Consider the following 22,017-nt stretch of genomic DNA (forward strand, 5'->3'; position numbering starts at 1 on the left):
ACGGAAATCTGGCAGTTGGTTGCGGAGCGGGACTATTTAGCCTTGGCCTTGGGCCGATGAGCGTGGGCCGGAGGCGATCGATGATCGAGCCAGCTCACGACCGATTATCGATCTCGACGCAGTGCCGGCTGCTAACGATCAGCCGGTCATCCTGTTACTACGCGCCGGTCCCGGAGACCGAGGACACGCTGGCGCTGGTGCGGGTGATCGATGCCGCGTTCCTCGACATGCCCTGGTAGGGCAGCCGCCAGATGGTCCGACATCTGCGCCAAATCGGCCACGATGCCGGCCGTCGGCGCGATCGGCGGCTGGTGGCGAAATCCGGATCAACATGATGCTCGTGCATCCCATCATGTTGGACGTCGTTAAACGGTGCGAGGCTGGGCCGATCCATGCTGCGATCTGCAAATCGCATCTTTGAAATGCGCCATGGTGAAGCGCTTCCAACATGCACGAATTGTCAAAATACAATTCCCCCTGCGCCCACAACGTAAAGAGCAAGGCATACTCCGAAGGCTGCCATTGGAATAATAAAGAAGTACTTCTTTGCTACTAAAACAAGCCCACAAAGATATAATCCACCAGCCCACAGCATGAATTGAGATTCGTACAAAAGCGTGATTCGAAAAATAGAAAGATACCCATAGATCGTTCCGAACAATAGCAATCCAAGGCTCTGGCTTGCGTTAAAGCCGACCCAGGCATCCCAGATCAGAAGCTTATCAGTAAACATAACCGACGTGTTTTTCATGCTTGCAGCAAGATCTGGATCTCGAGGGTCAAGCTTGGAGCTAAAGAGCGTGGCGCGCAGATGCAGCGCGCCTATGATGAAGCTCAATACGGCACTTGACGCTATAAGAATTTGAGGCATTTCAATAACTCCGTATGTAAACTAACGCTTGAGATGAAAATTTGACCGGCTTGCCGCGTGCGTCGTCCTGCGATCCATTTGTCTCCCAAGATGCAGCAAGTGTTTCAAAGCTGGGTTTGGGTTACCAGTTGACCAAATAGCGCTCGACGGAACTATGTCCGAGTTGCCGGCCATTGGTCTAAACACGACCCCTGCAAACGCAGTTCCGAGCGTGGAGTCAGTTGTAAGAGTTAGGCCAAACCCTTTGGCGACCATGTTGATCAAATTCTCACGTCCGACACGGTGCGCGTCTATGACTGGGCGAAAACCGGGACTTGAAAGCCGCTTCACAAGATAGTCCTCAATTTCTGGACCCGGTCCCCCAACGCCAACGATGAAGGGTTCGTCGCGAACGTCCTGCCAGGAGATCTCAGTAGCCGAAGCCAAGCGATGCGTTTCAGGAAGAGCCAAGTAAATGCGCTCATCCCACAAATGAAGTGAAGAGCATTCACTGATAATCGGCTTGCCGGCCAGAAATGCCACATCTAGGCGACCGTTCATTACGCCAGCCAGATTTGCCTGCGGAGTTTCCTCGAATAACTCAATCCTAATTCTGGGGAATGCAGCGCGATACGCTCCAATCAGGTCACTAAGAAATCCCCGCGCAAATGATGCGACCAACCCAATCCTCAGTTCACCTTGGTTGCCTCGCCGCGCAAGTATCAATTCCTGTGCCGCACGGTGAAGACGGCTCGCGCTGATAATTGCCTCTTTAAGAAAGCGGTCACCAGCTGGAGTCGGCCTAACTCCCGTTCGCTTCCGCTCGAATAGCGAAGCGCCTAAGCTCGCTTCAAGAAGTTGGATTCTGCGACTTACCGTCGACTGCGGAAGGCCCAGAGCCGTAGCAGCCCGGCGGAAACTGCCGTGTTCGGCTGCGGCCAACGCGTAGCGTAAGTATCTAAGATCAAGCGCGAGATCAGGCACAGTAAAACCCATCCATAGCTCGGCTCAATCCGCAGGGTGGCCCTGGCCGGATTTGTCCGGCTCGCCAAAGCGGTCTCAACCTTGGTTGCATCCTTCAGGCCTCCAGCAGCGCATCGACAAAGCCGGGCTCGACCAGTCTGACGCTGTCATCGGGCAGGCCAAGGATGCGGTCGACAACGATCGCCTGCATCCTCATCGTCCGCTCCAACTGCTCATTGGCGGATTGGGCGTCCGCGGTTCCGCGCGCCGTGATGGCGCCGGCGACGGCTTCGCGGCTCAGGGCGCCAAGCCTTAGAATGATGTCCGCCGCGATCGCGGCATCGGGAACGTTGAAGGCGCCTTCATCCATGCCTTTTTCGATGATGGTGGTGAGCAGGGGCGCGACAACGGCGCTCGTTGCCCTGTTCAGCCGGTCGTAGAGAATGAGGTTTTCGGTAGTAAACGCGGCTTCAAACGCCTTGACGATCTTGGGCCCGTCTCCTGCCTTGAACTGGCGCATACGTTCGAAAGCCAGGTTCAGCCGATCGAGCGGCGATAGCCCGGGATGGTCGAGTACGTCACCTATTCGTTCGACGGCCTGCCCCGCCATGCGGCGGCTCAACGCCTCCAGCACCTGATCCTTTGAGGCGAAGTGGTGGTAGAAGCCGCCTTTCGACACCCCCGCCAACGTCATGATGTCATTGATTGTTGTCGCGTCGTAACCACGGGCAAAGAAAAGCGACTGGGCACAATCGAGCAATTGCTCCCGGCGATCTTCCGGCTTGAGATTCTTGCGTCCCGTCACCGCCATTGCTCCCCTCCAAGCCTTTCCACTTGCAAGACCGACCGTCGGTTTGTATCATGACATTCATCCGTGCGAACTGCAAGGCGCCTCAACTGCGCACTAGCCCGTGGAAACAACGCCAAGGTCACCGAATGCCAAGCGCCCTCACCAATCCGGCCATCGTCGTCGACAACCTGCGCTACACCTATGCGGGACAGACAAACGCGGCCCTTGACGGCATCAGCTTCTCTGTCGGGACGGGGGAGATTTTCGGCCTACTGGGACCGTCTGGGGCCGGCAAGAGCACGACGCAGAAAATCCTCACCCGCCAGCAGCGGACCTTTGGGGGCTCCGTATCGGTGCTGGGCAAACCCCTTAATAAGTGGGGCCAAGACTTCTTCGAGGCCATTGGCGTCGGGTTCGAACTGCCCAACCACTATTTGAAATTCACTGCCGTCGAGAACCTGAAGTTCTTCGCCTCGCTCTACCGGCGTGCGAGCCGCGACCCGATCGAACTCATGGCGATGGTGGGACTCGACAAGTTTGCCAATAAGAGGGTCGAGACCTTTTCCAAAGGCATGCGCATGCGCCTTAACTTCGTGCGCGCCATTCAGCACGATCCTGACTTGATTTTCCTCGATGAACCGACCGCCGGGCTGGATCCGGTCAATGCCGGCATCGTGAAATCGATCGTTTCTGACCTGCGCAAGGCCGGCAAAACGATCGTCCTGACGACCCACAACATGAGCGATGTGGATCAGCTGTGCGATCGTGTTTCCTTCATGGTGGACGGCCGCTTCGCGGCGCTCAATACGCCGGAGGCGCTGAAGGCGCTGCATGGTCGCCGGACGGTGCGTGTCACCCACGGGGCGGTCGAGGAGAGCCAGGCGGAGTTTCCGCTCGACGGGCTCGGCGACAACGCACGCTTCCTCGATTTGCTGAGGGCCGGAGCCGTCCGGCGCATCCACAGTCAGGAGGCGACGCTCGACAAGGTGTTCAACGACGTGACGGGCCACAGCCTCGATCAGGCCGAGCCGGAGACAGCCCGATGAGCGTTACGCTTCGCCGCCTCATCGCCTGGGATCTCCGTCTGCAGGCCCGCGAAAATGTCTATGTCTTCACGGTGCTGACAACGGCCGCATTCGGTGTTTTCATCGCGCTCTTGCCCACTGGCACGCCCGATGCCGTGATCACCGCAATCCTGTTCCTCGACCCGGCTATCGTCGGCAGCAGTTTCGTCGGCTCGATCGTGCTGATGGAACGGGGTCAGAATACGTTGGCGGCGCTATCGGTCTCGCCCGCGGCGCCGGGCGAGTATGTAGTGTCCAAGGTCATCACACTGACGCTTCTCACCATCTTAAGTGGCCTCGCCCTCGTCCTCGTTGCCTATTGGCCGGTCGACCCGGTGCGGCTTCTGCGATTTGTGGTGGCACTGACCTTTACAGGTACGCTCGGAGTCGTCGGCGGTTTGATCCTCGTGGCTCGGGCCAACTCCATGAACCACCTGATCGCGCGGGCATTTCCGGTGACGATCCTGCTCTTCTTGCCGCTTTTCGCACACTTCGGTGTCGTCACCGGAGTCTGGCAATGGCTGCTGTTCGCGATCAACCCAGGCCATGCCATGCTGCGCGCGCTGCTTTGGGCAGCCGATCCGTCAGCAGTGACGATGCCCGACGTTATCTACGCATTCACCTATTTGGCGGTGCTGAGCGCGATCCTGTTTCGTTGGTCGTTGACCGTTTACGGCGCGGATCTCGGCCGAACCGAAGACTGAGGAGAAGGTTCATGCCCGCATTGGCGAGTCTGGTCCGCCGCGACCTCGTCGACATCACCCGCGACAGAGTCATGCTCAACATCGTCGGCATGATGGTGGTGCTGGTGATCGTCGCCACCGGGGTTCGACACATGGGGTATTTCCCGGATTGGTGGACGAATATCCTCATCGTCCTGCTGCTCGGCTACATGCCCGGCATGGGCTATCTGTTTGGCATGCTGATCGTCGATGAGATCGACAGCGGAGTGAACCAGGCGTTGCTGGTTTCGCCGGTTTCGGCCATCGGCGTGGTGGGCGCACGGACCCTGCTCGCGACAAGCTTCGTGCTCCTCTATGCCTTTGCCCTGATCTACGCGAGCCGGATGATCGAACTTCCATTCCAGCAGTGGGTTCTGCCGATCCTGACGCTGGCAGTGGCGGTGCCCTGGGTGACGCTCCTAGTGCCCGCGCTTTCGCGCGACAAGGTGCAGGCGATGGGCCTCTTCAAGACGTTGAATCTCTACATCCAGGTGGCGGCGATCAGCCTCTTCATTCCGCAAGGCGCCTGGTACGGCTATCCGCTGCTGCTGACGCCCGCGACCTGGGCCGTGAAAGGCATACTGGCTTTCACCGAAGGGCGGGAGACCGCAGGCTACCTCTGGTCAGTAGGAGGACTTGTTTTCTTCCTCGCACTATTGGCGTGGGCGGTGCGTGCCTACTGGTGCCGTCAGTATGTCCAAGCTCGTTAGCTTAGTTTCTTAGTTTCGAAGAAAAAGTGTGGGAGCTGAGGTAGAACAGACACTCGTTTCGGAACTGGATTGTGAAGGAAGCCTTCTCTACTTCCAACGCATGGTAGCTCGTACCAGGATGAGGATAACGCTCCTCGACCGCGCCATTAACGCCACTATATCGCGTTCCATCGACTCGTCCGATCAGTGGAATGCACCCGGAAGTCGTCCGCCTTTACCGCGCCGGCACGAGTGACGGCAGCAAAGGCCAGGAGATCGCCTGGCCTGGCGCAACGCGGGCGCGACCGCCTCCGTAGGGCCTGATGCGTTTTTCGGTCTGAAACATCCTTTGGACGTTGAATGAATCAAGGAGCCGAAATGACAGCATCCGCACCCCGAAAAACCGCTCCGCGAAAAAATGCATCTCGAGAGCACGGGGTGATCCGTGTCGTCGGCAGTCGCGAGCACAATCTCAAAAACATCAGTATCGAGATTCCGAAGAAGCTCATCACCGTGTTCACAGGTGTGTCGGGCTCCGGGAAGTCATCGTTGGTTTTTGACACCATCGCCGCGGAATCTCAGCGGCAACTCAATGAAACCTTCAGTTCATTCGTCCGCCATCGCCTGCCGCACTACGGCCAGCCTGATGTCGACTCCATCGAAAACCTCGCCGTGGCGATCGTCGTCGATCAAAAGCGCCTAGGCGGAAATGCGCGGTCGACTGTTGGAACTGCCACTGACATCCAAGCCTTGTTGCGCCTGTTGTTCTCTCGAGTGGGGAAACCCTTTGTAGGGGAATCGAGCGTCTTCTCATTCAATCATCCGGAGGGGATGTGCACGCGCTGCGAGGGTATTGGCGCGACGAATACAGTAGAAATCGAAGCGCTTCTCGACAAATCGAAGTCGCTCAACGAGGGCGCCATTCGCTTTCCTCCCTTGGCCGTGGGCAGTGCGCGCTGGAAGCGATACGTCTTGTCAGGATACTTCGATAACGACAAGAAGCTGGACGCATACAGTCACGAGGAATGGGACCTGCTGCTGAACGCCGAGCCAAGGAAGCCTCCCCACCCGAGAAAGGGGTGGTGGGCTAGCTCAATGTATGAGGGTCTCATACCACGCTTTCATCGCAGTTTTCTGGGGAAGTCGGGCGAGCGCTCCACTTATGCCGAAGCATTGGACCGTGTGGTGACAAGCGGACCTTGTCCGGAGTGCCATGGCGCGCGGCTGAAGCCGGACGTGTTGCGTTCCAGGATTAATGGAAACAACATCGCCGATCTCGCAGCCATGCCGACGATCGACCTGGTCTCAGTCGTTTCGGCCATCAGTGGGTCGGTGGCGGCGCCGATAGTTGCCGCCATTGCCGGGCGGCTTGAACATCTCATCGGCATCGGTCTCGGATACCTAAGCATGGACCGGCAGACGTCGACGCTGTCGGGCGGAGAGTCCCAGCGCGTCAAGATGCTGCGGCATCTCGGCAGCAGCCTTACCGACCTGACCTATATATTCGACGAGCCGAGCGTCGGATTGCATCCGCGCGACGTGAATCAATTGATCGCGTTGTTGCGCGAGCTTCGCGACAAAGGCAACACGGTGCTTGTCGTCGAGCACGATCCGCAGGTCATCGCCGTGGCCGACCACGTAATCGACATGGGCCCCGGAGCCGGGGATAAGGGCGGCCGCGTCGTTTTCCAGGGCAAGGTCGACGATCTTGAACGGTCTGACACTTTGACCGGCCGTTTCATGAAGGCGCGACCGCGCCCAAAAGCCCTGGTCCGTGAGCCGACCGGGGTAATGCCACTACGCGACGTCACGTTGCACAATCTGAAGAACCTCAGCGTCGACATACCGCAGGGCGTGTTGACGGCGATAGTGGGCGTGGCGGGTTCGGGCAAGAGTTCGCTGATCAATGGCGCGTTCGCGCGGCGCTATCCCGACGCTATCTGCATCGACCAAGCCGCCTTGGGCGGTTCCAGCAGGTCTAACACAGCGACTTATACGGAGGTGCTCGATCCGATCCGCCGGCTGTTCGCGCAGGCCAATGACGTGAGTGCTTCTCTGTTCAGCGCTAACTCCATTGGCGCTTGCCCTGCATGCAAAGGCCTTGGCATAACGCAAATTGATATGGCGTTCATGGATACCATCGTCAGCACTTGCGAGGTCTGCCATGGACGTCGCTTCACCGACGAAGTGTTGGCGTATGAGTTTAGAGGTAAAAATATCGACGACGTGTTGCGCATGAGCGTGGCGGATGCCAGTCAGTTCTTCGATAGTCCAGACATCAGCCCAGCTCTGGATCGGGTGGCGGAAGTAGGCCTCGACTACATGACGCTTGGCCAACCGTTGAGCAGCTTATCTGGCGGTGAACGGCAGAGGATCAAGCTCGCTACAGAACTCCAGAACGCCGGGCGAATCTTTATCCTCGATGAGCCCACCGCGGGTCTGCATATGTCGGACGTCGCGCGGTTGATTGGTTTATTGAACCGCCTTGTCGATAACGGCGCCACCCTACTTGTGGTCGAACACAACCTCGATGTGATTTCCCAGGCGGATTGGATCGTAGAGATGGGCCCCGGGGCCGGAGGAGACGGGGGAAGGGTCATCTTCCAGGGCAGGCCCGAGGACATGATCGTTTCGCGTACTTCGCTGACGGGGCAGTACCTGATTTGACGGAAGATTGTCCTGAAGCTCCGGAAATCTCATCACTCCAAATCAGAATTGCCCTGCGGCAGAGCGGCACTCTGTACTCAAGATCGAGTACATGTTAGATGTCCGTCATGACCCTCAGAAAACCGCCGCTGAGCCGGCGCGACGAACTGATCACGCAAGCGCAAGTTCTGTTCTTCACCCAGGGCTATGATGGGACAACGGTCAGCGACATCGTCCAGGCTGCCAATGTCTCAAATGGCGCCTTCTTTCATCATTTCGCGACGAAGGAAGCGTTGCTCGAAGCCATGTCGGAGACCCTCGCGTATCAAAGCGCGAAAGAGTTGGAGAAAAGCATTCAGGATCGGCGACTGGGTGCAGTCGAACGTCTGAACATCCTTCTCGCGCATGCTCGCGGCCAGAAGAAAGCGGCAGCTTCAACCCATCAAGCCGTTTTCGAGGCCGTTTTCTGGAAGAACAACGCCGTACTTTATGATCGCATCGCGACGGCCGCGATTGCGGTTTTTGCCCCCGTGCTGGCCAAACTGCTTGCGGACGGCGTGGCAGAGGGGAGCTTCCACGTCTCCGACCCCGATATAACTGCCGAAATGATTCTTCAGCTCGCGTTCGTGACGCGCGGCGCCTTTACGCAGATTGCCAGGGAGGACACTAGGGAAGGTCAACAACGTGCGGCGGAGCAATTGGCCATCAGGTTGCAACATTTTGGCGTGGTCGTTGACCGAATACTCGGCCTTCCCGATGGAACACTTCGCCTAACGCACGATGGTTATGCCCTCGATCTTGCACAATCACGAAAAGGCCGTGCGCGAAGACGACGCGCAGAACACTATCTTGGCGGAAAATCCAAGTGACTCATCGCAGTGATCGCGGTGGAAACAATGACTAAGCGGTGATCGTGGCTATCTGTCGTTCGGGATAAAATCTTTGCGCTCACCTCCTCGCCCGCTAGCGCCCTGACCTTTCCACAGGTTGGCTGAAGCGATCAAGCCGATCGCTTTTGTCTCTACCGGTTGGCCACATATGGAGCCATGGCCTCCTTGATGAGCGGGACCGCTGAACCTCTGACAAGCGCGTCGTGAAGTGGATGCGGTTGTCGGTCAGCACGGAACAGAGGGCATAATCGCCGAATGGGCCGAGCTGCCGGGTGATGTAAGCTACCTGCAGGCAATCATCCAAGATCAAGATTTTGTGCCGCCACGAACCTGGGCGAATAGCGCATTCAAATCGGATTGGGGGATTTGCTGTTCGGCAAAGCCGATTGTTCCATGATCGCGCAACTCCTCGGCACAGCGGCGAACGAAACCGAGCGCAGCGCGTGCGATGCTCCCACCGAGGCTGATCCGCTGCACGCCGGCCGCAAGCAGCGCGTGCGCATTTCCGCTGGCTGTCCCAAGTCCCATCACAACGTTTATTGGCCCTGCGATCTCGCGTGTCAGGACGGCGACGAGATCGATATCGGCGGCGCCAGGTAGGTAAAGACAGTCCGCACCAGCTTCACGATACCGATTTGATCGGCGGATACCGGCTGCGATACCGGACTTTCCGGATTGGAGAATGGTGTCGCTGCGCGCCGTCAGCATGAAGTCGCTGCCGCAGGCGTCAATGGCCGATCGGGCGGCGGCTATGCGCTCGATCGCAAGCGCTTCATCATAGAGTTCTGGTCGGCCCGGGATCTTGTCCTCGATATTGCCGCCGGCAAGCCCCGCCTCGATCGCCATGATGATGGTCTCGGCGACCGCCCGCGGACTGTCGCCATAGCCGGCCTCGAGATCTGCATTCACCGGGATCTTTGCCACCTGAACGATCTCGCGGATATGTGCGAACATCTCTTCGCGTGACACTGTCTGCACCGCAGATGTTACGCCGTAGTCCGCCTTGGCGAGAGCGAAGGCGATTCCGGCGCTGGTCGTGGCGATGGCCGGGAACCCCGTCGCCGCGAGTATGGCTGCGCTGCCAGCGTCCCAGGCATTGGGCATGATGAACCCGCCCGGCGCCATGTGCAGTGATTTGAAGGTACATGCGGCCTCCTCGCGGCGGTTCGGCATGACGATCTCCTCTCAGCCTTTGAACAGGGGCGTCCGGACATGGCCCGACACGGTATAGGTCAACGAAGCTTCGAGGCGCTCCAGTGGCGCCCTCTTCGTCAGGAGATGATCGACTGCGATCTCGACGAGCAGGGACGCGGCCTTGTCTGCCGGACAGGCGTGGACGCCGACGCCGAATTCGAATGATTTTCGATCCTTCCGCGCGATGTCGAGCCGATCAGGGTCGAGATTGAGGGCGGGATCGCGGTTCGCCGCAGCCAGCAATACGATGATCATCTCCCCCTTACGCAGCGGACGGCCGGCGATCTCGGCATCGCAGGCCATGAAGCGGAAGGTGCTGCTGGTGACGGTGTCGTGCCGCGCCACCTCCTGAACAAGTGGGCGCAAGAGGGCCCTGTTGGCATCGACCTTTTCGCGCAACGCAGGACGTCGCGCGAGCGCCAGGAGCGTCAGTCCGATCAGAGACGCGGTCCCGACATAGCCCTGAACCATGTAACCAATGGCGTTGGCGACGACGTCCCTGTCATCATCGCACCCGACGCGCGCTGCCTCGCGCGCTAGCGCATCAAGCAGCGGCCCCCGCCGACCGGGATCTTTCCCAAGCCCGCCGACCAGATCCAAGAGCGCCCGCGCGCCGCGATGCCCGCGTGCGATCAGCTCAGGCGTCGCCGCCGGAATTCCGGTTCCGGCGGCGGCCGCAGCCGCGCCATAGTCGCCGAGCCAGGTCATGGTGTCGCCGAACCGCTCCCTGGGGATTCCGAGCAGACCCGCGATGACCTGCACCGGCAGCGCGAACATAAATTGCGTAATCCAGGCCTCGTCGCATGCCGAGCCAAGCTCGGTGTCCAGTTCCGCTGCGCGCCTTCGAGCACGGTCCCCGATCTGCCCAAGGTCGATGCTGGCCAAGGCACCCGCCACTGCGTCCTTCAGCCTGCCGCGCACTTCATCATCGCGCAGGCGCACCAGCCGACCGAAAATATCCGCTGCAGCACCTGTGCGCAGCACCTCGGGGATTGGCTCGCTCAGGGGGCGGGTGAGGCAGTTCGCGCTGTTCAAGACCTCCGCGACGGCAGTGGCGCTAGCGGCGACCCACCAGCCATTCGCATCGTCCCGGAAGAACGGCTGCTGACGCGCGAGACGAGCATAGTACGGATAGGGATTGCGATGAGATGGCGCAGCGCGAACATGGTCAGGTTCTCCGGCTATCGAGGTCTTCTGGTGCATGTCGCATACCGTCCCGTTTGCGCCCGAGCGCCTTGGCCATTGCCTCTTCATCCTACTTGCGCCCCCATCTGTCGAAGTTATAATATTGCTAATGGCCATCAGCTTTTTGCATGATCATGGATAGCGAAGCACTTCTCACCTTCATCACGATTCACCACGCCAACGGCTTTTCCAGCGCCGCCGAGATCCTGGGCCGCTCTCAGCCCGCGATCAGCCGTCGCATCGCTTTGCTCGAAGATGAGCTCGGCGTGCCGGTGTTCGAGCGTGCAGCGAGTGGAGTGGTGCTCAGTGAGGCGGGGCGCGTGCTGCTGCCCCACGCAGAACGGGTTCTGGCCGCGCTGCACGATGCACGGAGCGCGATTGAAGCGATGCGGATGGGCGTTGCCGGTCGGGTCGCGCTCGTCGCAGTCGGCACGCTCGCCGGATCGAACCTCACCCCAGTGCTAAAACGCTTCACTGCCGAACATCCGAGAGTCGATCTGACGATTAGCACTGCCACAAGCGCCGAAGTCAGCGAGTTGGTGAGGCGCGGCGAAGCCATGATCGGGCTGCGTTATCTTCTCGATGTTACGCCCGACCTCGTCTGCGAGCACATCGCGTCGGAAACCATGGTCGTCGTCTGTGCCGCCGAACATCCTTTCGCGGGCAAGCGACTGACATCGATCGCGGCATTGCGCGACGAGCGCTGGTTCGCATTCCGCAGTGCCTACGATCAGCGCGAGAGTTTCGCAGACAACATCTTCGCGCAGTTTCAGGCACGCGGCATCGGAGCGATCTATTGGGCGCCAATCGATAGCCTAAACGCAATGAAGCGACTGGTCGAGGCGGGCCTAGGACTCGCACTGTTGCCGGAAAGCGCAATAGAAGAGGAGCGGCGCGTCGGCTCGCTGGCGACCATCATGATCGCTGATCTGAAAGTGGCAAATCCAGTGTATGCCGTAGTTCGCCGAGGCGGCTATCTCAGTCCCGCCACCCTCAATCTGCTGTCGTTGCTGCGGACGGAACCTAACCTGGTCGACAGGCCGGAACTAGGACAGGCATAGGTGGCCTCGCGCCGGAATCTAGTCGTCTGACCGCGACGAGTGGGTCCCGCGGTACGACCGGAAGCCCCAGATCTCTGCGGGTTCTGCCGGAACCATCTGGCTGAACAATCCAGAGGGTCAGGGAACTGCGTTCCGCCGGCTACTGTTCTTCGAGAGAACGTGAGTTCGTCACTCGATGTAGCGTCTTGCGAGCAACACCTCGGCGCGCAAGGCATCGGCCCGATCCGGTCGTTCGAGGCGGGTCATTTCCTCTGCCGCACGCTCACGCTCCTGGATTTCCGCCATCAGAACCGCGCGCATCTGCGTCGGATTCAGTAAAAGGTGTTCGACTTCAGCCGATCCGTTGCGGAATTGTCCCTGATCCACCAGTGTCTCACCGGCCTGGAGCGGGGGCGCTTCGGCATTGTCGATCGCGGCGATAAGCACTCGGGTAAGATTTGCCTCACTAATGCGCCCCTCCTTCATGGCGGCGCGCAGATCGGTCCGAATTCGGGTTTTCATATCTTGTGCTGCATCGCCCGCCATCCTTCAAATCCTCTCATAATTCCGTATTGTGCAGGCGTTCGTAAACTTGCCGTGTTAACGATTGCAGCGTCAAATAGGCAGTTTATCGATGAGATTTCATTCACAGCCTCAAGTTAAAAACTGTAACGCAACACACGTCCACTATCTCGACTGAGTTTCCTATTTAATGCAATGAGCGCAAACAGCAGCCTGAAACGCAGTGGCAGTGATGATTTCAAGATAGATTTCACCAGCGGAATTTCTTCCACGAGCTGAAGGTTGAGACCCCATCGTTCAGGTGTGTGCGGATCGTCAAAACCTGGATAGGCTGTCGCTATCCCGAGATACTGCATCACCGGATTTCTGGGTAACAATCTGGCTGCAAGCTTGGAAATAACGTAGAGAACAATTTCGCCCGAACGGAAGTGCCCGGTCAATCGCCGAAACAGACTTTGAAAGTCCGAATCGGAAATGAATGGTTGGACGCCATCCATGATGATTATAGTGGGCCTGTCTCGCGGAACCGGATCCAGCCAGTCGTCCGCCGTTAAATCCGCGCCGATCATATGGTGCCCTACGCGTTCCGAAAAGAATGGTCGCCGGATGGCGATGATGTCTGGATAATCGACGTCGTACCAATCGATACCGGGCGCCGGATCAACTCGCGTGATCCGCGGATCAAGGCCGCTCGCTAAATCCAGCACGACTGCGTTTGGATACCGGACGACAAAATTGTGGGTCCAAATATCCATGTGTCTTGCGCGCATCGCGGCGTTGATCTGCACGCCTCTGCTTACCTTGAGCCGTGTCCAATCGGCCTGCAGCCGACCTGCGATATCAAATGACGTATCGTCAGCCAGGATCGTCGAAGGGGATTGGCTCTCTAATGCACGCGCATATAGCGATACAAGCAACGTCGCGCGAGGACCCCTCAGATAGTCAAGATTGGCCACGGACATTTCGCCTCCCCAGGACAGAGCAATACTCTGTAACAGAGTGGCGCTCCGTTTGCAAGATTGCTACCAGGCCAATGGCAGTATTCCGGCGAATTAGAACGAGAAACCTATCACATCGGGTTCATCTTACCGGAGCCTAGCGACATGGATCGCCTGCGCGCTACGCCGCGGCGAGGGCCGCTCTAGACGGCGAACCGCGCGCCATGCGCTGGGCCTTGCTCCGCACGGCCGCTTGCCCAGGATCCGATTGTAGCGGCGATCGAACGTGACGCGCTCGATCGCCCAGCCTGAGTTGCGGGCATCGAGCATCACCGTCTCCACGGCATTCCGACCAAGCGTTCGGTGGTCTAGCGCTGAGCGACCACGTCATCGAGAACCGGCTCGATGGGTAAGCGGGCGAGCCCTAACGGAACGCTTCGACCGTCGCATCGTCGGTCGGCAGCAAGGTCTCAAGCGCGAGTTCCGATAAAGTCACGTCGCGCGGCGTGCCGAGCACGGTCGTCGTACTGATGAAGCTCAGGATTCCGGTCTTTGTCCGGATGCGCACCGGGACAGCCACCCCGCTCAGGTCGTCGATGTTAGCTTCACCGGGATCGTCGACGGGATAGGCCGAAATCTCGGCCTCGAGCGCCATCAGGACCGGATCCGCAGTCACCTCGATCTGGGCGTGCAGTTGTGCAGCAAATGAGCGCGCCACTGGGCTATGCACAGCGCTTCCCACAAGAACGCGCTTCGGCATCGCGAAGGGCATCACTCGGGAGCGCCGCCAGCGGACAACCTCCTCATAGCTAGGGCTGGAGCAGCGGCAAAAATACACCATCGACGATGCCGGCAATGTCTTCGCCTTCGAGAGGTCGACGGGTGACGAACATCTCGTAGCGGGCGAGTTCGAGCGGCAGCCGGACAATGCGTGGTGGGATCGCCCGCGTCGCGATCTCCCCCCGTTCCGCCGCCCGCTGCAGGGCGGCCTCGATCCAATCCAGCGACGTCTGCGAGACCTCGCCCTCGGCGTCGGGCAATTCCACCATCAGTCCACGGACGACATCCGGGAATTCGCGGTAGCGATCAGAAAGCCATTGGAGGATGGCTATGACATCGCTTCGTAGAGCACCGGTATCGGAGGTGACCTGGGTCGCTGGTGCATGCCGGCGAAGCGACGCGAGCACCAGTTCCGCGCGCGTCGCCCATCGGCGATACAGCACGGCCTTACTGGTATTCGCGCGTGAGGCGACCGTTTCCATACGCAGGGCGCCATACCCCCCCTCGATGAGCTCAGCCCAGGCCGCAGCGAGGATCGCGTCCTCCAGCAGCGTTCCCCGGCGGCGCCTGCTCGGTTCTGTAGTTCGGGCGCTGGCCAAAAGATGATCTCCTTCGCCGAAAGGGCAAGGCAGCAAACTCCACCGGTGGCCCTACGCTAGAGGCTTCACAACCTCCCGGCAATAAGATACCATAGTTTCCTATTTGATCGGTTGCGGCCGGCGCGTGGTGTGGAGGCGGCATTGGCGAAAGTCTTGATATCAGGGGCGAGCATCGCGGGGCCGACCTTGGCTTACTGGCTGAGTCGCAACGGCCACGATGTCACCATCGCCGAGCGTGCGCCGGCGCCGCGTCCTGGCGGCCAGGCCATCGATGTCCGTGGCGTCGGCGTGACGGTCCTGTCGAGGATGGACCTGCTGGAAGCAGCACGCACCCGGCGCACCACCCTCAACGGCGTGTCGGTGGTGGACATCAACGGCAACGAACTGTGGCGATCCACGGAGGAAACGCTCAGCGGCGGCCGCTTCGATACGGACGACATTGAGATCCTGCGGGACGATCTGGCCGGGATCCTGCTCGATCAAATCCAACCTCAGGTCCGAATGCTCTATGGCGAAACGATCAAGGCCATGGCCGAACATGACGCGGGCGTCGACGTCCGCTTTGAACACCATCCGATGGAAACCTTCGACCTCGTCGTCGGCGCCGATGGTCTCTACTCCAATGTGCGGCGGCTGATGTTCGACGAGTCCGGATCAGTCCATTCGCTGGGTGTTGGTCTTGCAGTGTTCACCACGCCCAATTTCATGGAGTTGAACAACTGGCAGATCGCTCATCGCGAAGGCCAGGGCGGCTTCCTGATCTACACCGCGCGCCAGAGCACTGAGGTCCGGGTTGCGCTGGGTTTCGAGTTTAATGAATGCGAAGACGCGCGCTTAAGTCTCGACGCGCAGAAGAAGCTCGTGGCCAAGCGGTGCGCGCACTTCACTTGGGAGGTTCCCCGGCTTATCGAAGCGATGTGGACCGCCTCTGACTTCTATTTCGGAGCGGTCGCTCAGGTGAAGCAGGAATCCTGGGCCAGGGGGCGGATCGCCTTGGTCGGCGACGCGGCCTACTGTCCCTCTCCGTTCTCAGGCCAGGGCACGAGCCTGGCCTTGGTCGGAGCCTATGTGCTGGCGGACGAACTCGGGCGTGATCTGGAGGGCCGCGACCAGGCCTTCTCCCGCTACCGCGAGCGCATGCGCGAATTCGTTGCTCTGAACCAGGCGCTCGCTACTAGCGATGGTGCCCCCTCCGACAAAGATCAGGCTCTGGCCCACGCCAAATGCGCCATCAGCCTGTAGAAAAGGCATTGGATACATTGAGAAAATCGACGCGTCCGCCAACATGCGGCGGCCTTTCTCGACAACAGCCCTGGCTGCGGCAGGCGGATTGTAACTGGTCAGGTAGTTGGCCGTGAGTTTGTCATGTCGGGTCAACGGGCCGACATTGCTTGATCTTATTGACGAACCGTTCGATCAAGTTGCGCGCATGATACAGTTACGGGCTAAAGCAGGTCGGGGTCTTTGCGATTGCATTTCGGCGAAATGTTCGCCCATGCTCCTTGCTGGCGGGCAAGCTCCCTGATCCAATCTGCCTCGTATCCACGGTCTGCGAGCAGCACCGCTTGTGGAAGCAAGGCGCTGAGGAGAAACGAAAACAGCCGATTGTCATGCGCTTCACCCGACCCGTTCGCGAACGACCACAAGCGGTCTTTATAGCGCCGTACGGGCGAGCCAACTTGCATGCGCGGCTTAGATCTGTAGGCTGTATGACGCGAGGAAGCATCGTGGAACTTGAAACAATTAGATATGACGTTCGCGAGGGCGTCGCGCATATTCGTTTTGCGCGACCCGAGGAAGCAAACGCGGTCAACCCGATCTTTTCGCGAGATTTCCGCGCCGTGATGCTCGCCGTTGAGTTCGACAACGCGGTAAAGGCAGTCTCCGTCACAGCAGAAGGTCCAGTGTTTTGCGCAGGTGGAGACCTCAAAGCTTTTCATGCTGCCGGCGAAGATCTGCCAAAGCTGGCGTCTGACATGCTGATCGATTTCCACGGCGCGATCTATAAGATGAACCGGACGCCGAAGCCGTTCGTAGCGGGGGTTAGCAGGGCGATGAAAAAGGCGCTTCCCAGGGGGAGCTTGGCGTGATTCCGTCGTCTTGAGGAATGACGGAGTGGTTCGATGCGCGGTTCGGCCGAGAAGTCGGGGACGCTGTTCAGCTATGTGGACCTGGAGAGCCGGATCCCGGCGAAGCACCCGCTGCGAACGATCCGGGCGATTGTAAACGAGGCGCTCGCTGCGCTCGACGGTGACTTTGGCCAGCTTTATTCCGAGATTGGTCGCCCTTCGATCCCGCCCGAGCATCTCCTTCGGGCGATGCTGCTGCAGATCTTCTACGCGCTGCGATCCGAGCGGCTCCTGGTGGAGCGGTTGGATTTCGACCTGTCGTTCCGCTGGTTCGTCGGCCTGGGCATCGACGATCGCGTCTGGGACGCCTCGACTTTCTCGAAGAACCGCGACCGCCTGCTCGATGGTGACGTTGCGATGCGCTTCCTCGCCGCCATCCTCGACCGGCCGAAGGTGAAGCGTCTGGTCTCCACCGAGCACTTCTCCGTCGATGGCACGCTGATCGAAGCCTGGGCTTCGATGAAGAGCTTCCGTCGCCGTGCCGAAGAGGGCTCGCGAGAGCCTCCCGCCGACGTCGGTTCCACCGGCAAGCAGCCCGACGGCCGCAACGGCGAGGTCGATTTTCACGGTGAAAAGCGCTCGAACGCGACGCACGCCTCGACCACCGATCCCGACGCCATGCTCTATCGCAAGAGCCCCGGCGCCGGCGCGATGCTCTGCTACATGGGTCATGTCCTGATGGAGAACCGCAACGGCCTCGTCGTCGATGTCGAAGCCACCCGGGTCTCTGGCCACGCCGAGCGGATGGCGGCGGTCGAGATGGTCAAGGGCGTCACCTCAGCGTCGGGCACGCGGCGCGTGACGGTCGGGGCCGATCGAGGCTTCGACGCGCGCGACTTCGTCGAAGACATGCGCGAACTCGGCGCCACGCCGCACGTCGCGCAGAACACGTCGGGGCGGCGATCGTCGATCGACGGGCGCACGACACGCCATCCCGGATACGCGATCAGCATCCGGGTTCGAAAACGCATCGAGGAGGTCTTCGGCTGGGTCAAGGCCGCGGCGGGGCAGAGAAAGACCAAATTCCGAGGGCTCCCGAAGGTGCGCTTCGCCTTCACCTTCGCGGTGGCCGCCTACAACCTCATCCGATTGCCCAAGCTCCTCGCAGAATGAACCAGGGAAACAAGGAAAGGCGCAAAAGCCCTCGGTTCGGACAGCACAAACCAGCCACATACCCGACCGGCCCTGCGACACAAGCCGCCGATCCAGAAGCCACCCCGTCAAACGGGGGCGTATTTCATCACCCTGTTAGAGGGGCAGCTGGCGGTGCGGGATTGTCGATGGTTAGTGCTTTTGATCTCGTCGTCTGCGGTGAATCAGCCAAGTTTACTATGGCCTACACGCGCGCAGGCGTCACGCCGGACGGCACGTCCAGCTACTTTCTGGCTCGCCATATTGGCTTGCGGCGAATGCTGGACTTGACGTTGACCAATCGCGTGCTGTCTGCACAGGAAGCAGAGCAATGGGGCTTGGTAAACAGGGTCGTGGCAGACGATCAGGTGGACCAAGTAACAGCAGATTTGGCAACCCAGCTGGCCAGAGGACCGTCTTGGGCGCTCGGGCATGCCAAGCGTATCATCTATTCCGGATGTGATACGCCTTTGGAGCAGGCTGCGGAACTTGAGGGAGTCACGATCACCACCGCCATGAGCCGCCGCGATGGACGTGAGGGCATTGCCGCGTTTGTCGAGAAACGTTTGCCCAAGTTCGATGGCGGATAGCCGGTGCATGTTGCCGCATTTGCAATTATCTCCTCCTGGCACATCGCGTCAGTTGGCTGAACTACGGAATTCGGTCGGTATTGGCATAGCGGACTCGGGTAAACAGTCCGCCCGGCAGATTTATGGGTTCACAGCCTAGGTAAAGACATAGCTTGCCGCGTACCGGAATCTAGCGAGAGCGTAACGGAGCCGCGCTCCGTCGAGACTACGTATCCAGGATCGAGCATGGGGTGGATATCTTGCCGATGATCGTCGCTCCCATCCTCTGATAGAAGGCGATTACTGGAGGATGGGAAACGATTTTGATGGCGGGAATACCGCGCAGCTTCGCTTCGGCATTCATTTGCTAGTCGCTCTGCAGTCGCTCAGCTTGAGCCTTCGGTTTGCTGGCCAGACTCGGTTGGGAACAAGATTGTACTCAACAGGTGTCGGGTACGCGCGGGAGATGGCGCATTCGAGGCCCGCGCACGTATAGCGAAGACGACATCCCCTATGAATGCATGCTTCTCCTCGTCGCTGAGCCACAGCGCGAATTGCCGGTAGGATACCGAGTCAGCCAACGGGTTCGCGTCGTCTCGATCGAGGTAGGCATTGAACTCGCCCACAAGTGCGGCGATCGCCGCAGCAAAGCCGCGGCGGTGATCATCCTTGGTCATCGCGGATATTGCTTCGGGCGCCATGAAGTTCTTGGCTGGTTGCAGTCGGTAGAATCTCTCGACCGCTCCCCTAACACTTTTCTCGCTATCCATTTCCAATAAGCCGCCATCAACCAGAAGAGCAACCTGTCGATATAGGGTGGCCGTCGATACGTCCGGCAGGCGCTCGCAAAGCTGCGATGTCGAAAAAGGCGCACCGTCCAGCACCGCATGCAGGATGCGCAATCGGACTGGGTGCAGCAAGAGTTGGGTTATTTCCATTGACATACTTTTGCATAACCGATTACCATTCTCAACCATGAGAACGATCGAACTCCCTCCTGTTGGTCACCTGGTCGAAGTAAGCGGCATTCGCCTGTGGACGCATAAATCGGGCGTCGGACGACATCCCGTAGTGTTTGTTCCTGGAGCTGGCGGGGTCGGCTTGGACTTCTTTCTCGCCCACGAGCGGGTCGCTAAATTTACGACCGCGGTCGTCTACGATCGAGCCGGCACCGGTTGGAGTGCTGACATCGCGTTACCGCGATCGACGACCGAAGTTACTGACGAGCTTCGCACTTTCCTGAGCGTGATAGGGGTGCAATCACCCGTGGTGCTGGTCGGGCATTCGCTTGGAGGCGCCTATGTGCAGCGCTATGCGCAGCGCTTCCCAGATGAGGTCGCCGCCATGTTGTTAATCGAGCCGATCCATGAGGATTGGAACGACTATATGCCTGACGATTTGAAGATCGAGGCAAACTCCGGAGCGGACGACAGCATTCTTGAGATAACGGAAGACCTGTTGGCTCACTTTCGGAACTCGTTCACCGAAACCTTCAGCGCATTTCCGCATCCGTTGCGCGAAATCTTGATCGACAAGCATTTGAGTCCAGAGCGGCTGCTAACTGGATTTCACGAGGGGGCCAACGTGCTTGCCATTTTTGATGAGTTGCGTTTAGGCGGGGCGCGCCCAGACGTGCCGCTGATCGTTCTCAGCGGAACAGAAATCGACGCTGCTCAGAAGGTGTTCGCATCAGAAGATCAGTTGCGCCAGCAGATCACAGCGAGCGAACAACTTTTCGAATCTATCGCAGCCAACGCCCCTCACGGCGAGCACCGGATACTGCCCGGAGCCACACACGTGAATATTCCCATGAGCCGACCGGACGCCGTTGCCGCAGCAGTTTGCGAACTGGCCGCGCGCGTCTAGGTTGGGGATCAATATCACCCACTAGCAAGTGTTGCGATGAGATCGGTAGCTGCAAAGTAGTTTGTAGCCAGTGCGATGCGGCCCAATTCATCAGACGGCAGGCGAGCCACCCGAATACGCTCCCGCTCTGTTAACCGCGACTGCAAACCGAGTGCGTCTTATGGCGTAGTGCGGTTGAGGTAATGGCTTTCATGGTCGTTCTGTGAGCCAGCCAGCGCCTTCAGCCTTGAAGTCGATGCGGTAGGCGTTGTGAACGAGACGGTCGAGGATTGCGTCGGCAATGGTTGGATTGCCGATGAGCTCGTACCAGCGATCGACGGGCAACTGGCTTGCCACGATGATCGAGCGCGCCTCGTATCGGTCCTCGGCGATTTCGAGAAGGCTGCGGCGCTGCTCGGCATCGAGAGGCTCGAGCCGCCAATCGTCGAGGATGAGCAGATCGAGGCGGGCGATCGCACTCAGCATTTTGGTGTAGCCTCCCGTCGCCACGTGACAGCGCCAGGGCTGCAAAGAGACGCGGCACTCAGTGATAGGCGACGGAGAAGTTTCCCGGCAGGCCTTGTGGCCAAGCGCGCAGGAGAGCCAGCTCTTGCCGACGCCGCAGGGGCCGGTGATCAGGAGATTGTGCCGGGATCGGATCCAGTCGCCGGCGGCGAGCTCTCTACTCGATGGAAGTCATGAAACGTCGAATTTCTTGTTCAAGTCTATGAGGCTGGTCGAGCTGTATCCAATGCCCGCTACCTGCGACGACAGCATGTGGTAGCGTGGGTCGTAGCACGTGTAGTGCATTTGGATTGTCGTTGGGGACGCTGACTAACAAGAAAATTGGGCCCTTCCATGCGTCGAGCGCGGACTCTGGGTTCCAATTTGCAAGTGCAGTCGCAAATCCAAGTCGTGCTGCTGCATCAACCGACGCGCAGTCCTCCAGCACTCTGGCTTTGGTCTGTGCATTGTTGCCGGCAATCGAAGCAAAGAACGCCTTTTGCGCGTCAAGGCTTGCTGGTCCTTTCAATGCCTGCAGGAAACTTGCCCGAACGTCGGTCGGAATGGCCCGTGGATCAGTTGCGGGATCAAGCAGGAATATCCCTGCGACTTGATCGACGTGTTTCGCGGCATATTCGAGCGCTACGGCTCCACTTCCGCTATGTGCCACGATGACGAACCGTTCTAGCTCCAACGTAGCAACTAGATCGCTAATGTCCTCAGCGCGCCCCTCATATGAGTAATCACTATTTATAGCAGGGGAACTGTCCCCACTGCCCCGTGAATCAAGCGCATACACTCTTCTATCTTGCCCGATCCCTTCCAGTACTTCTGCCCATTGGCTCGCCCGCCCGGAATCCGCATGTAGAAATACGATGGGCAGATCGCTGCCATGTCCGGCTTCTAGCACCGCGAGGTTGCCTTGCGTTCCGGGGATCATGATTTGTTTCACAGCAATCTCCTGTTT

23 protein-coding genes and 1 pseudogene are annotated in these 22,017 nt (G+C 59.2%); 12 read left to right on the forward strand and 12 right to left on the reverse strand.

Annotated features, from left to right (window positions below):
- Window positions 1-44: 44 nt before the first annotated feature.
- Window positions 45-326: pseudogene (locus G4G27_RS24050) on the forward strand (IS3 family transposase); the annotation flags it as partial.
- Between the two features lie 134 nt (window positions 327-460).
- Here the strand turns inward: G4G27_RS24050 and G4G27_RS00125 are convergent.
- From G4G27_RS00125 to G4G27_RS00135, 3 genes are all read right to left on the reverse strand, one after another.
- Window positions 461-871 (reverse strand): hypothetical protein, encoded by a 411-nt coding sequence (locus G4G27_RS00125; RefSeq protein WP_183111047.1) that lies wholly within the window; start codon window positions 869-871, stop codon window positions 461-463.
- A gap of 21 nt (window positions 872-892) precedes the next feature.
- The gene (locus tag G4G27_RS00130) at window positions 893-1,846 is read right to left on the reverse strand and encodes a LysR family transcriptional regulator (protein WP_244624487.1); all 954 of its coding nucleotides are present in this window, start codon (window positions 1,844-1,846) and stop codon (window positions 893-895) included.
- Between the two features lie 82 nt (window positions 1,847-1,928).
- Window positions 1,929-2,624 carry a TetR/AcrR family transcriptional regulator gene (locus G4G27_RS00135; RefSeq protein WP_183111049.1) on the reverse strand — a complete coding sequence of 232 codons (696 nt, stop codon included), beginning with the start codon at window positions 2,622-2,624 and terminating at the stop codon, window positions 1,929-1,931.
- Window positions 2,625-2,749: 125 nt separating this feature from the next.
- On the opposite strand from G4G27_RS00135, the gene G4G27_RS00140 reads away from it, so the two are divergent.
- From G4G27_RS00140 to G4G27_RS00160, 5 genes are all read left to right on the forward strand, one after another.
- Entirely contained in the window at window positions 2,750-3,649 is a 900-nt protein-coding gene (locus G4G27_RS00140) for an ABC transporter ATP-binding protein (protein WP_183111051.1), read from the forward strand.
- The gene (locus G4G27_RS00145; protein ID WP_183111053.1) at window positions 3,646-4,371 is read left to right on the forward strand and encodes an ABC transporter permease; all 726 of its coding nucleotides are present in this window, start codon (window positions 3,646-3,648) and stop codon (window positions 4,369-4,371) included. Before G4G27_RS00140 ends, G4G27_RS00145 begins: the two co-directional genes overlap by 4 nt.
- Window positions 4,372-4,382: 11 nt before the next feature.
- Window positions 4,383-5,099 (forward strand): hypothetical protein, encoded by a 717-nt coding sequence (locus G4G27_RS00150; protein WP_183111055.1) that lies wholly within the window; start codon window positions 4,383-4,385, stop codon window positions 5,097-5,099.
- 417 nt (window positions 5,100-5,516) lie between these two features.
- Entirely contained in the window at window positions 5,517-7,745 is a 2,229-nt protein-coding gene (locus G4G27_RS00155) for an excinuclease ABC subunit UvrA (protein ID WP_244624488.1), read from the forward strand.
- Between the two features lie 98 nt (window positions 7,746-7,843).
- Window positions 7,844-8,593 carry a TetR/AcrR family transcriptional regulator gene (locus G4G27_RS00160; RefSeq protein WP_202049635.1) on the forward strand — a complete coding sequence of 250 codons (750 nt, stop codon included), beginning with the start codon at window positions 7,844-7,846 and terminating at the stop codon, window positions 8,591-8,593.
- A 327-nt stretch (window positions 8,594-8,920) separates the two neighbouring features.
- Here G4G27_RS00160 and G4G27_RS00165 read toward each other — a convergent pair whose 3' ends face one another.
- Together G4G27_RS00165 and G4G27_RS00170 are read right to left on the reverse strand one after the other, a co-directional pair.
- Window positions 8,921-9,787 (reverse strand): isocitrate lyase/phosphoenolpyruvate mutase family protein, encoded by an 867-nt coding sequence (locus tag G4G27_RS00165; RefSeq protein ID WP_183111060.1) that lies wholly within the window; start codon window positions 9,785-9,787, stop codon window positions 8,921-8,923.
- Window positions 9,788-9,799: 12 nt separating this feature from the next.
- Window positions 9,800-11,011: a cytochrome P450 gene (locus tag G4G27_RS00170; RefSeq protein WP_183111062.1), complete on the reverse strand. Its 1,212-nt coding sequence runs from the start codon at window positions 11,009-11,011 to the stop codon at window positions 9,800-9,802.
- A 110-nt stretch (window positions 11,012-11,121) separates the two neighbouring features.
- On the opposite strand from G4G27_RS00170, the gene G4G27_RS00175 reads away from it, so the two are divergent.
- Window positions 11,122-12,054, forward strand: a complete 933-nt coding sequence (locus tag G4G27_RS00175; protein ID WP_202049636.1) for a LysR family transcriptional regulator — start codon at window positions 11,122-11,124, stop codon at window positions 12,052-12,054.
- Between the two features lie 168 nt (window positions 12,055-12,222).
- On the opposite strand, the gene G4G27_RS00180 is transcribed toward G4G27_RS00175, so the two are convergent.
- From G4G27_RS00180 to G4G27_RS00195, 4 genes are all read right to left on the reverse strand, one after another.
- Window positions 12,223-12,579 carry a hypothetical protein gene (locus tag G4G27_RS00180; protein WP_183111064.1) on the reverse strand — a complete coding sequence of 119 codons (357 nt, stop codon included), beginning with the start codon at window positions 12,577-12,579 and terminating at the stop codon, window positions 12,223-12,225.
- A 113-nt stretch (window positions 12,580-12,692) separates the two neighbouring features.
- Window positions 12,693-13,511, reverse strand: a complete 819-nt coding sequence (locus G4G27_RS00185) for a class I SAM-dependent methyltransferase (protein ID WP_210275212.1) — start codon at window positions 13,509-13,511, stop codon at window positions 12,693-12,695.
- Between the two features lie 406 nt (window positions 13,512-13,917).
- Window positions 13,918-14,211 carry a hypothetical protein gene (locus G4G27_RS00190; protein WP_202049637.1) on the reverse strand — a complete coding sequence of 98 codons (294 nt, stop codon included), beginning with the start codon at window positions 14,209-14,211 and terminating at the stop codon, window positions 13,918-13,920.
- Between the two features lie 91 nt (window positions 14,212-14,302).
- The gene (locus tag G4G27_RS00195) at window positions 14,303-14,872 is read right to left on the reverse strand and encodes a TetR/AcrR family transcriptional regulator (protein ID WP_183111068.1); all 570 of its coding nucleotides are present in this window, start codon (window positions 14,870-14,872) and stop codon (window positions 14,303-14,305) included.
- 141 nt (window positions 14,873-15,013) lie between these two features.
- Between G4G27_RS00195 and G4G27_RS00200 the strand changes: the two genes are divergently transcribed.
- From G4G27_RS00200 to G4G27_RS00215, 4 genes are all read left to right on the forward strand, one after another.
- The gene (locus tag G4G27_RS00200) at window positions 15,014-16,114 is read left to right on the forward strand and encodes an FAD-dependent monooxygenase (protein ID WP_183111069.1); all 1,101 of its coding nucleotides are present in this window, start codon (window positions 15,014-15,016) and stop codon (window positions 16,112-16,114) included.
- Between the two features lie 485 nt (window positions 16,115-16,599).
- Window positions 16,600-16,962, forward strand: a complete 363-nt coding sequence (locus tag G4G27_RS00205; protein ID WP_183111070.1) for an enoyl-CoA hydratase/isomerase family protein — start codon at window positions 16,600-16,602, stop codon at window positions 16,960-16,962.
- A 33-nt stretch (window positions 16,963-16,995) separates the two neighbouring features.
- Window positions 16,996-18,114 carry an IS5 family transposase gene (locus G4G27_RS00210; protein ID WP_183111071.1) on the forward strand — a complete coding sequence of 373 codons (1,119 nt, stop codon included), beginning with the start codon at window positions 16,996-16,998 and terminating at the stop codon, window positions 18,112-18,114.
- Window positions 18,111-18,722 (forward strand): enoyl-CoA hydratase-related protein, encoded by a 612-nt coding sequence (locus G4G27_RS00215; protein WP_267134680.1) that lies wholly within the window; start codon window positions 18,111-18,113, stop codon window positions 18,720-18,722. The genes G4G27_RS00210 and G4G27_RS00215 overlap by 4 nt, the downstream gene beginning before the upstream one ends.
- 365 nt (window positions 18,723-19,087) lie before the next feature.
- Here the strand turns inward: G4G27_RS00215 and G4G27_RS00220 are convergent, their stop codons facing one another.
- Window positions 19,088-19,639, reverse strand: a complete 552-nt coding sequence (locus G4G27_RS00220; RefSeq protein ID WP_183111073.1) for a helix-turn-helix domain-containing protein — start codon at window positions 19,637-19,639, stop codon at window positions 19,088-19,090.
- Between the two features lie 37 nt (window positions 19,640-19,676).
- Between G4G27_RS00220 and G4G27_RS00225 the strand changes: the two genes are divergently transcribed.
- Window positions 19,677-20,567 carry an alpha/beta hydrolase gene (locus G4G27_RS00225; RefSeq protein WP_183111074.1) on the forward strand — a complete coding sequence of 297 codons (891 nt, stop codon included), beginning with the start codon at window positions 19,677-19,679 and terminating at the stop codon, window positions 20,565-20,567.
- A 189-nt stretch (window positions 20,568-20,756) separates the two neighbouring features.
- On the opposite strand, the gene G4G27_RS00230 is transcribed toward G4G27_RS00225, so the two are convergent.
- Window positions 20,757-21,206: an ATP-binding protein gene (locus tag G4G27_RS00230; protein WP_183113522.1), complete on the reverse strand. Its 450-nt coding sequence runs from the start codon at window positions 21,204-21,206 to the stop codon at window positions 20,757-20,759.
- A 22-nt stretch (window positions 21,207-21,228) separates the two neighbouring features.
- The gene (locus G4G27_RS00235) at window positions 21,229-22,002 is read right to left on the reverse strand and encodes an alpha/beta hydrolase (protein ID WP_183111075.1); all 774 of its coding nucleotides are present in this window, start codon (window positions 22,000-22,002) and stop codon (window positions 21,229-21,231) included.
- Window positions 22,003-22,017 lie beyond the last annotated feature (15 nt).

It is taken from the genome of Sphingomonas sp. So64.6b, assembly GCF_014171475.1.
In the GTDB taxonomy this organism is placed as follows: Bacteria; Pseudomonadota; Alphaproteobacteria; order Sphingomonadales; family Sphingomonadaceae; genus Sphingomonas; species Sphingomonas alpina_A.

What these genes read in the sequence shown, in the direction of transcription:
- G4G27_RS00220 (WP_183111073.1), bottom strand. Translation starts at nt 19,639, where the DNA reads ATGGAAATAACCCAACTCTTGCTGCACCCAGTCCGATTGCGCATCCTG.
- G4G27_RS00150 (WP_183111055.1), top strand. Translation starts at nt 4,383, where the DNA reads ATGCCCGCATTGGCGAGTCTGGTCCGCCGCGACCTCGTCGACATCACC.
- G4G27_RS00170 (WP_183111062.1), bottom strand. Translation starts at nt 11,011, where the DNA reads ATGCACCAGAAGACCTCGATAGCCGGAGAACCTGACCATGTTCGCGCT.
- G4G27_RS00175 (WP_202049636.1), top strand. Translation starts at nt 11,122, where the DNA reads ATGATCATGGATAGCGAAGCACTTCTCACCTTCATCACGATTCACCAC.
- G4G27_RS00160 (WP_202049635.1), top strand. Translation starts at nt 7,844, where the DNA reads ATGTCCGTCATGACCCTCAGAAAACCGCCGCTGAGCCGGCGCGACGAA.
- G4G27_RS00165 (WP_183111060.1), bottom strand. Translation starts at nt 9,787, where the DNA reads ATGCCGAACCGCCGCGAGGAGGCCGCATGTACCTTCAAATCACTGCAC.
- G4G27_RS00145 (WP_183111053.1), top strand. Translation starts at nt 3,646, where the DNA reads ATGAGCGTTACGCTTCGCCGCCTCATCGCCTGGGATCTCCGTCTGCAG.
- G4G27_RS00135 (WP_183111049.1), bottom strand. Translation starts at nt 2,624, where the DNA reads ATGGCGGTGACGGGACGCAAGAATCTCAAGCCGGAAGATCGCCGGGAG.
- G4G27_RS00140 (WP_183111051.1), top strand. Translation starts at nt 2,750, where the DNA reads ATGCCAAGCGCCCTCACCAATCCGGCCATCGTCGTCGACAACCTGCGC.
- G4G27_RS00130 (WP_244624487.1), bottom strand. Translation starts at nt 1,846, where the DNA reads ATGGGTTTTACTGTGCCTGATCTCGCGCTTGATCTTAGATACTTACGC.
- G4G27_RS00225 (WP_183111074.1), top strand. Translation starts at nt 19,677, where the DNA reads ATGAGAACGATCGAACTCCCTCCTGTTGGTCACCTGGTCGAAGTAAGC.
- G4G27_RS00180 (WP_183111064.1), bottom strand. Translation starts at nt 12,579, where the DNA reads ATGGCGGGCGATGCAGCACAAGATATGAAAACCCGAATTCGGACCGAT.
- G4G27_RS00125 (WP_183111047.1), bottom strand. Translation starts at nt 871, where the DNA reads ATGCCTCAAATTCTTATAGCGTCAAGTGCCGTATTGAGCTTCATCATA.
- G4G27_RS00215 (WP_267134680.1), top strand. Translation starts at nt 18,111, where the DNA reads ATGAACCAGGGAAACAAGGAAAGGCGCAAAAGCCCTCGGTTCGGACAG.
- G4G27_RS00210 (WP_183111071.1), top strand. Translation starts at nt 16,996, where the DNA reads ATGCGCGGTTCGGCCGAGAAGTCGGGGACGCTGTTCAGCTATGTGGAC.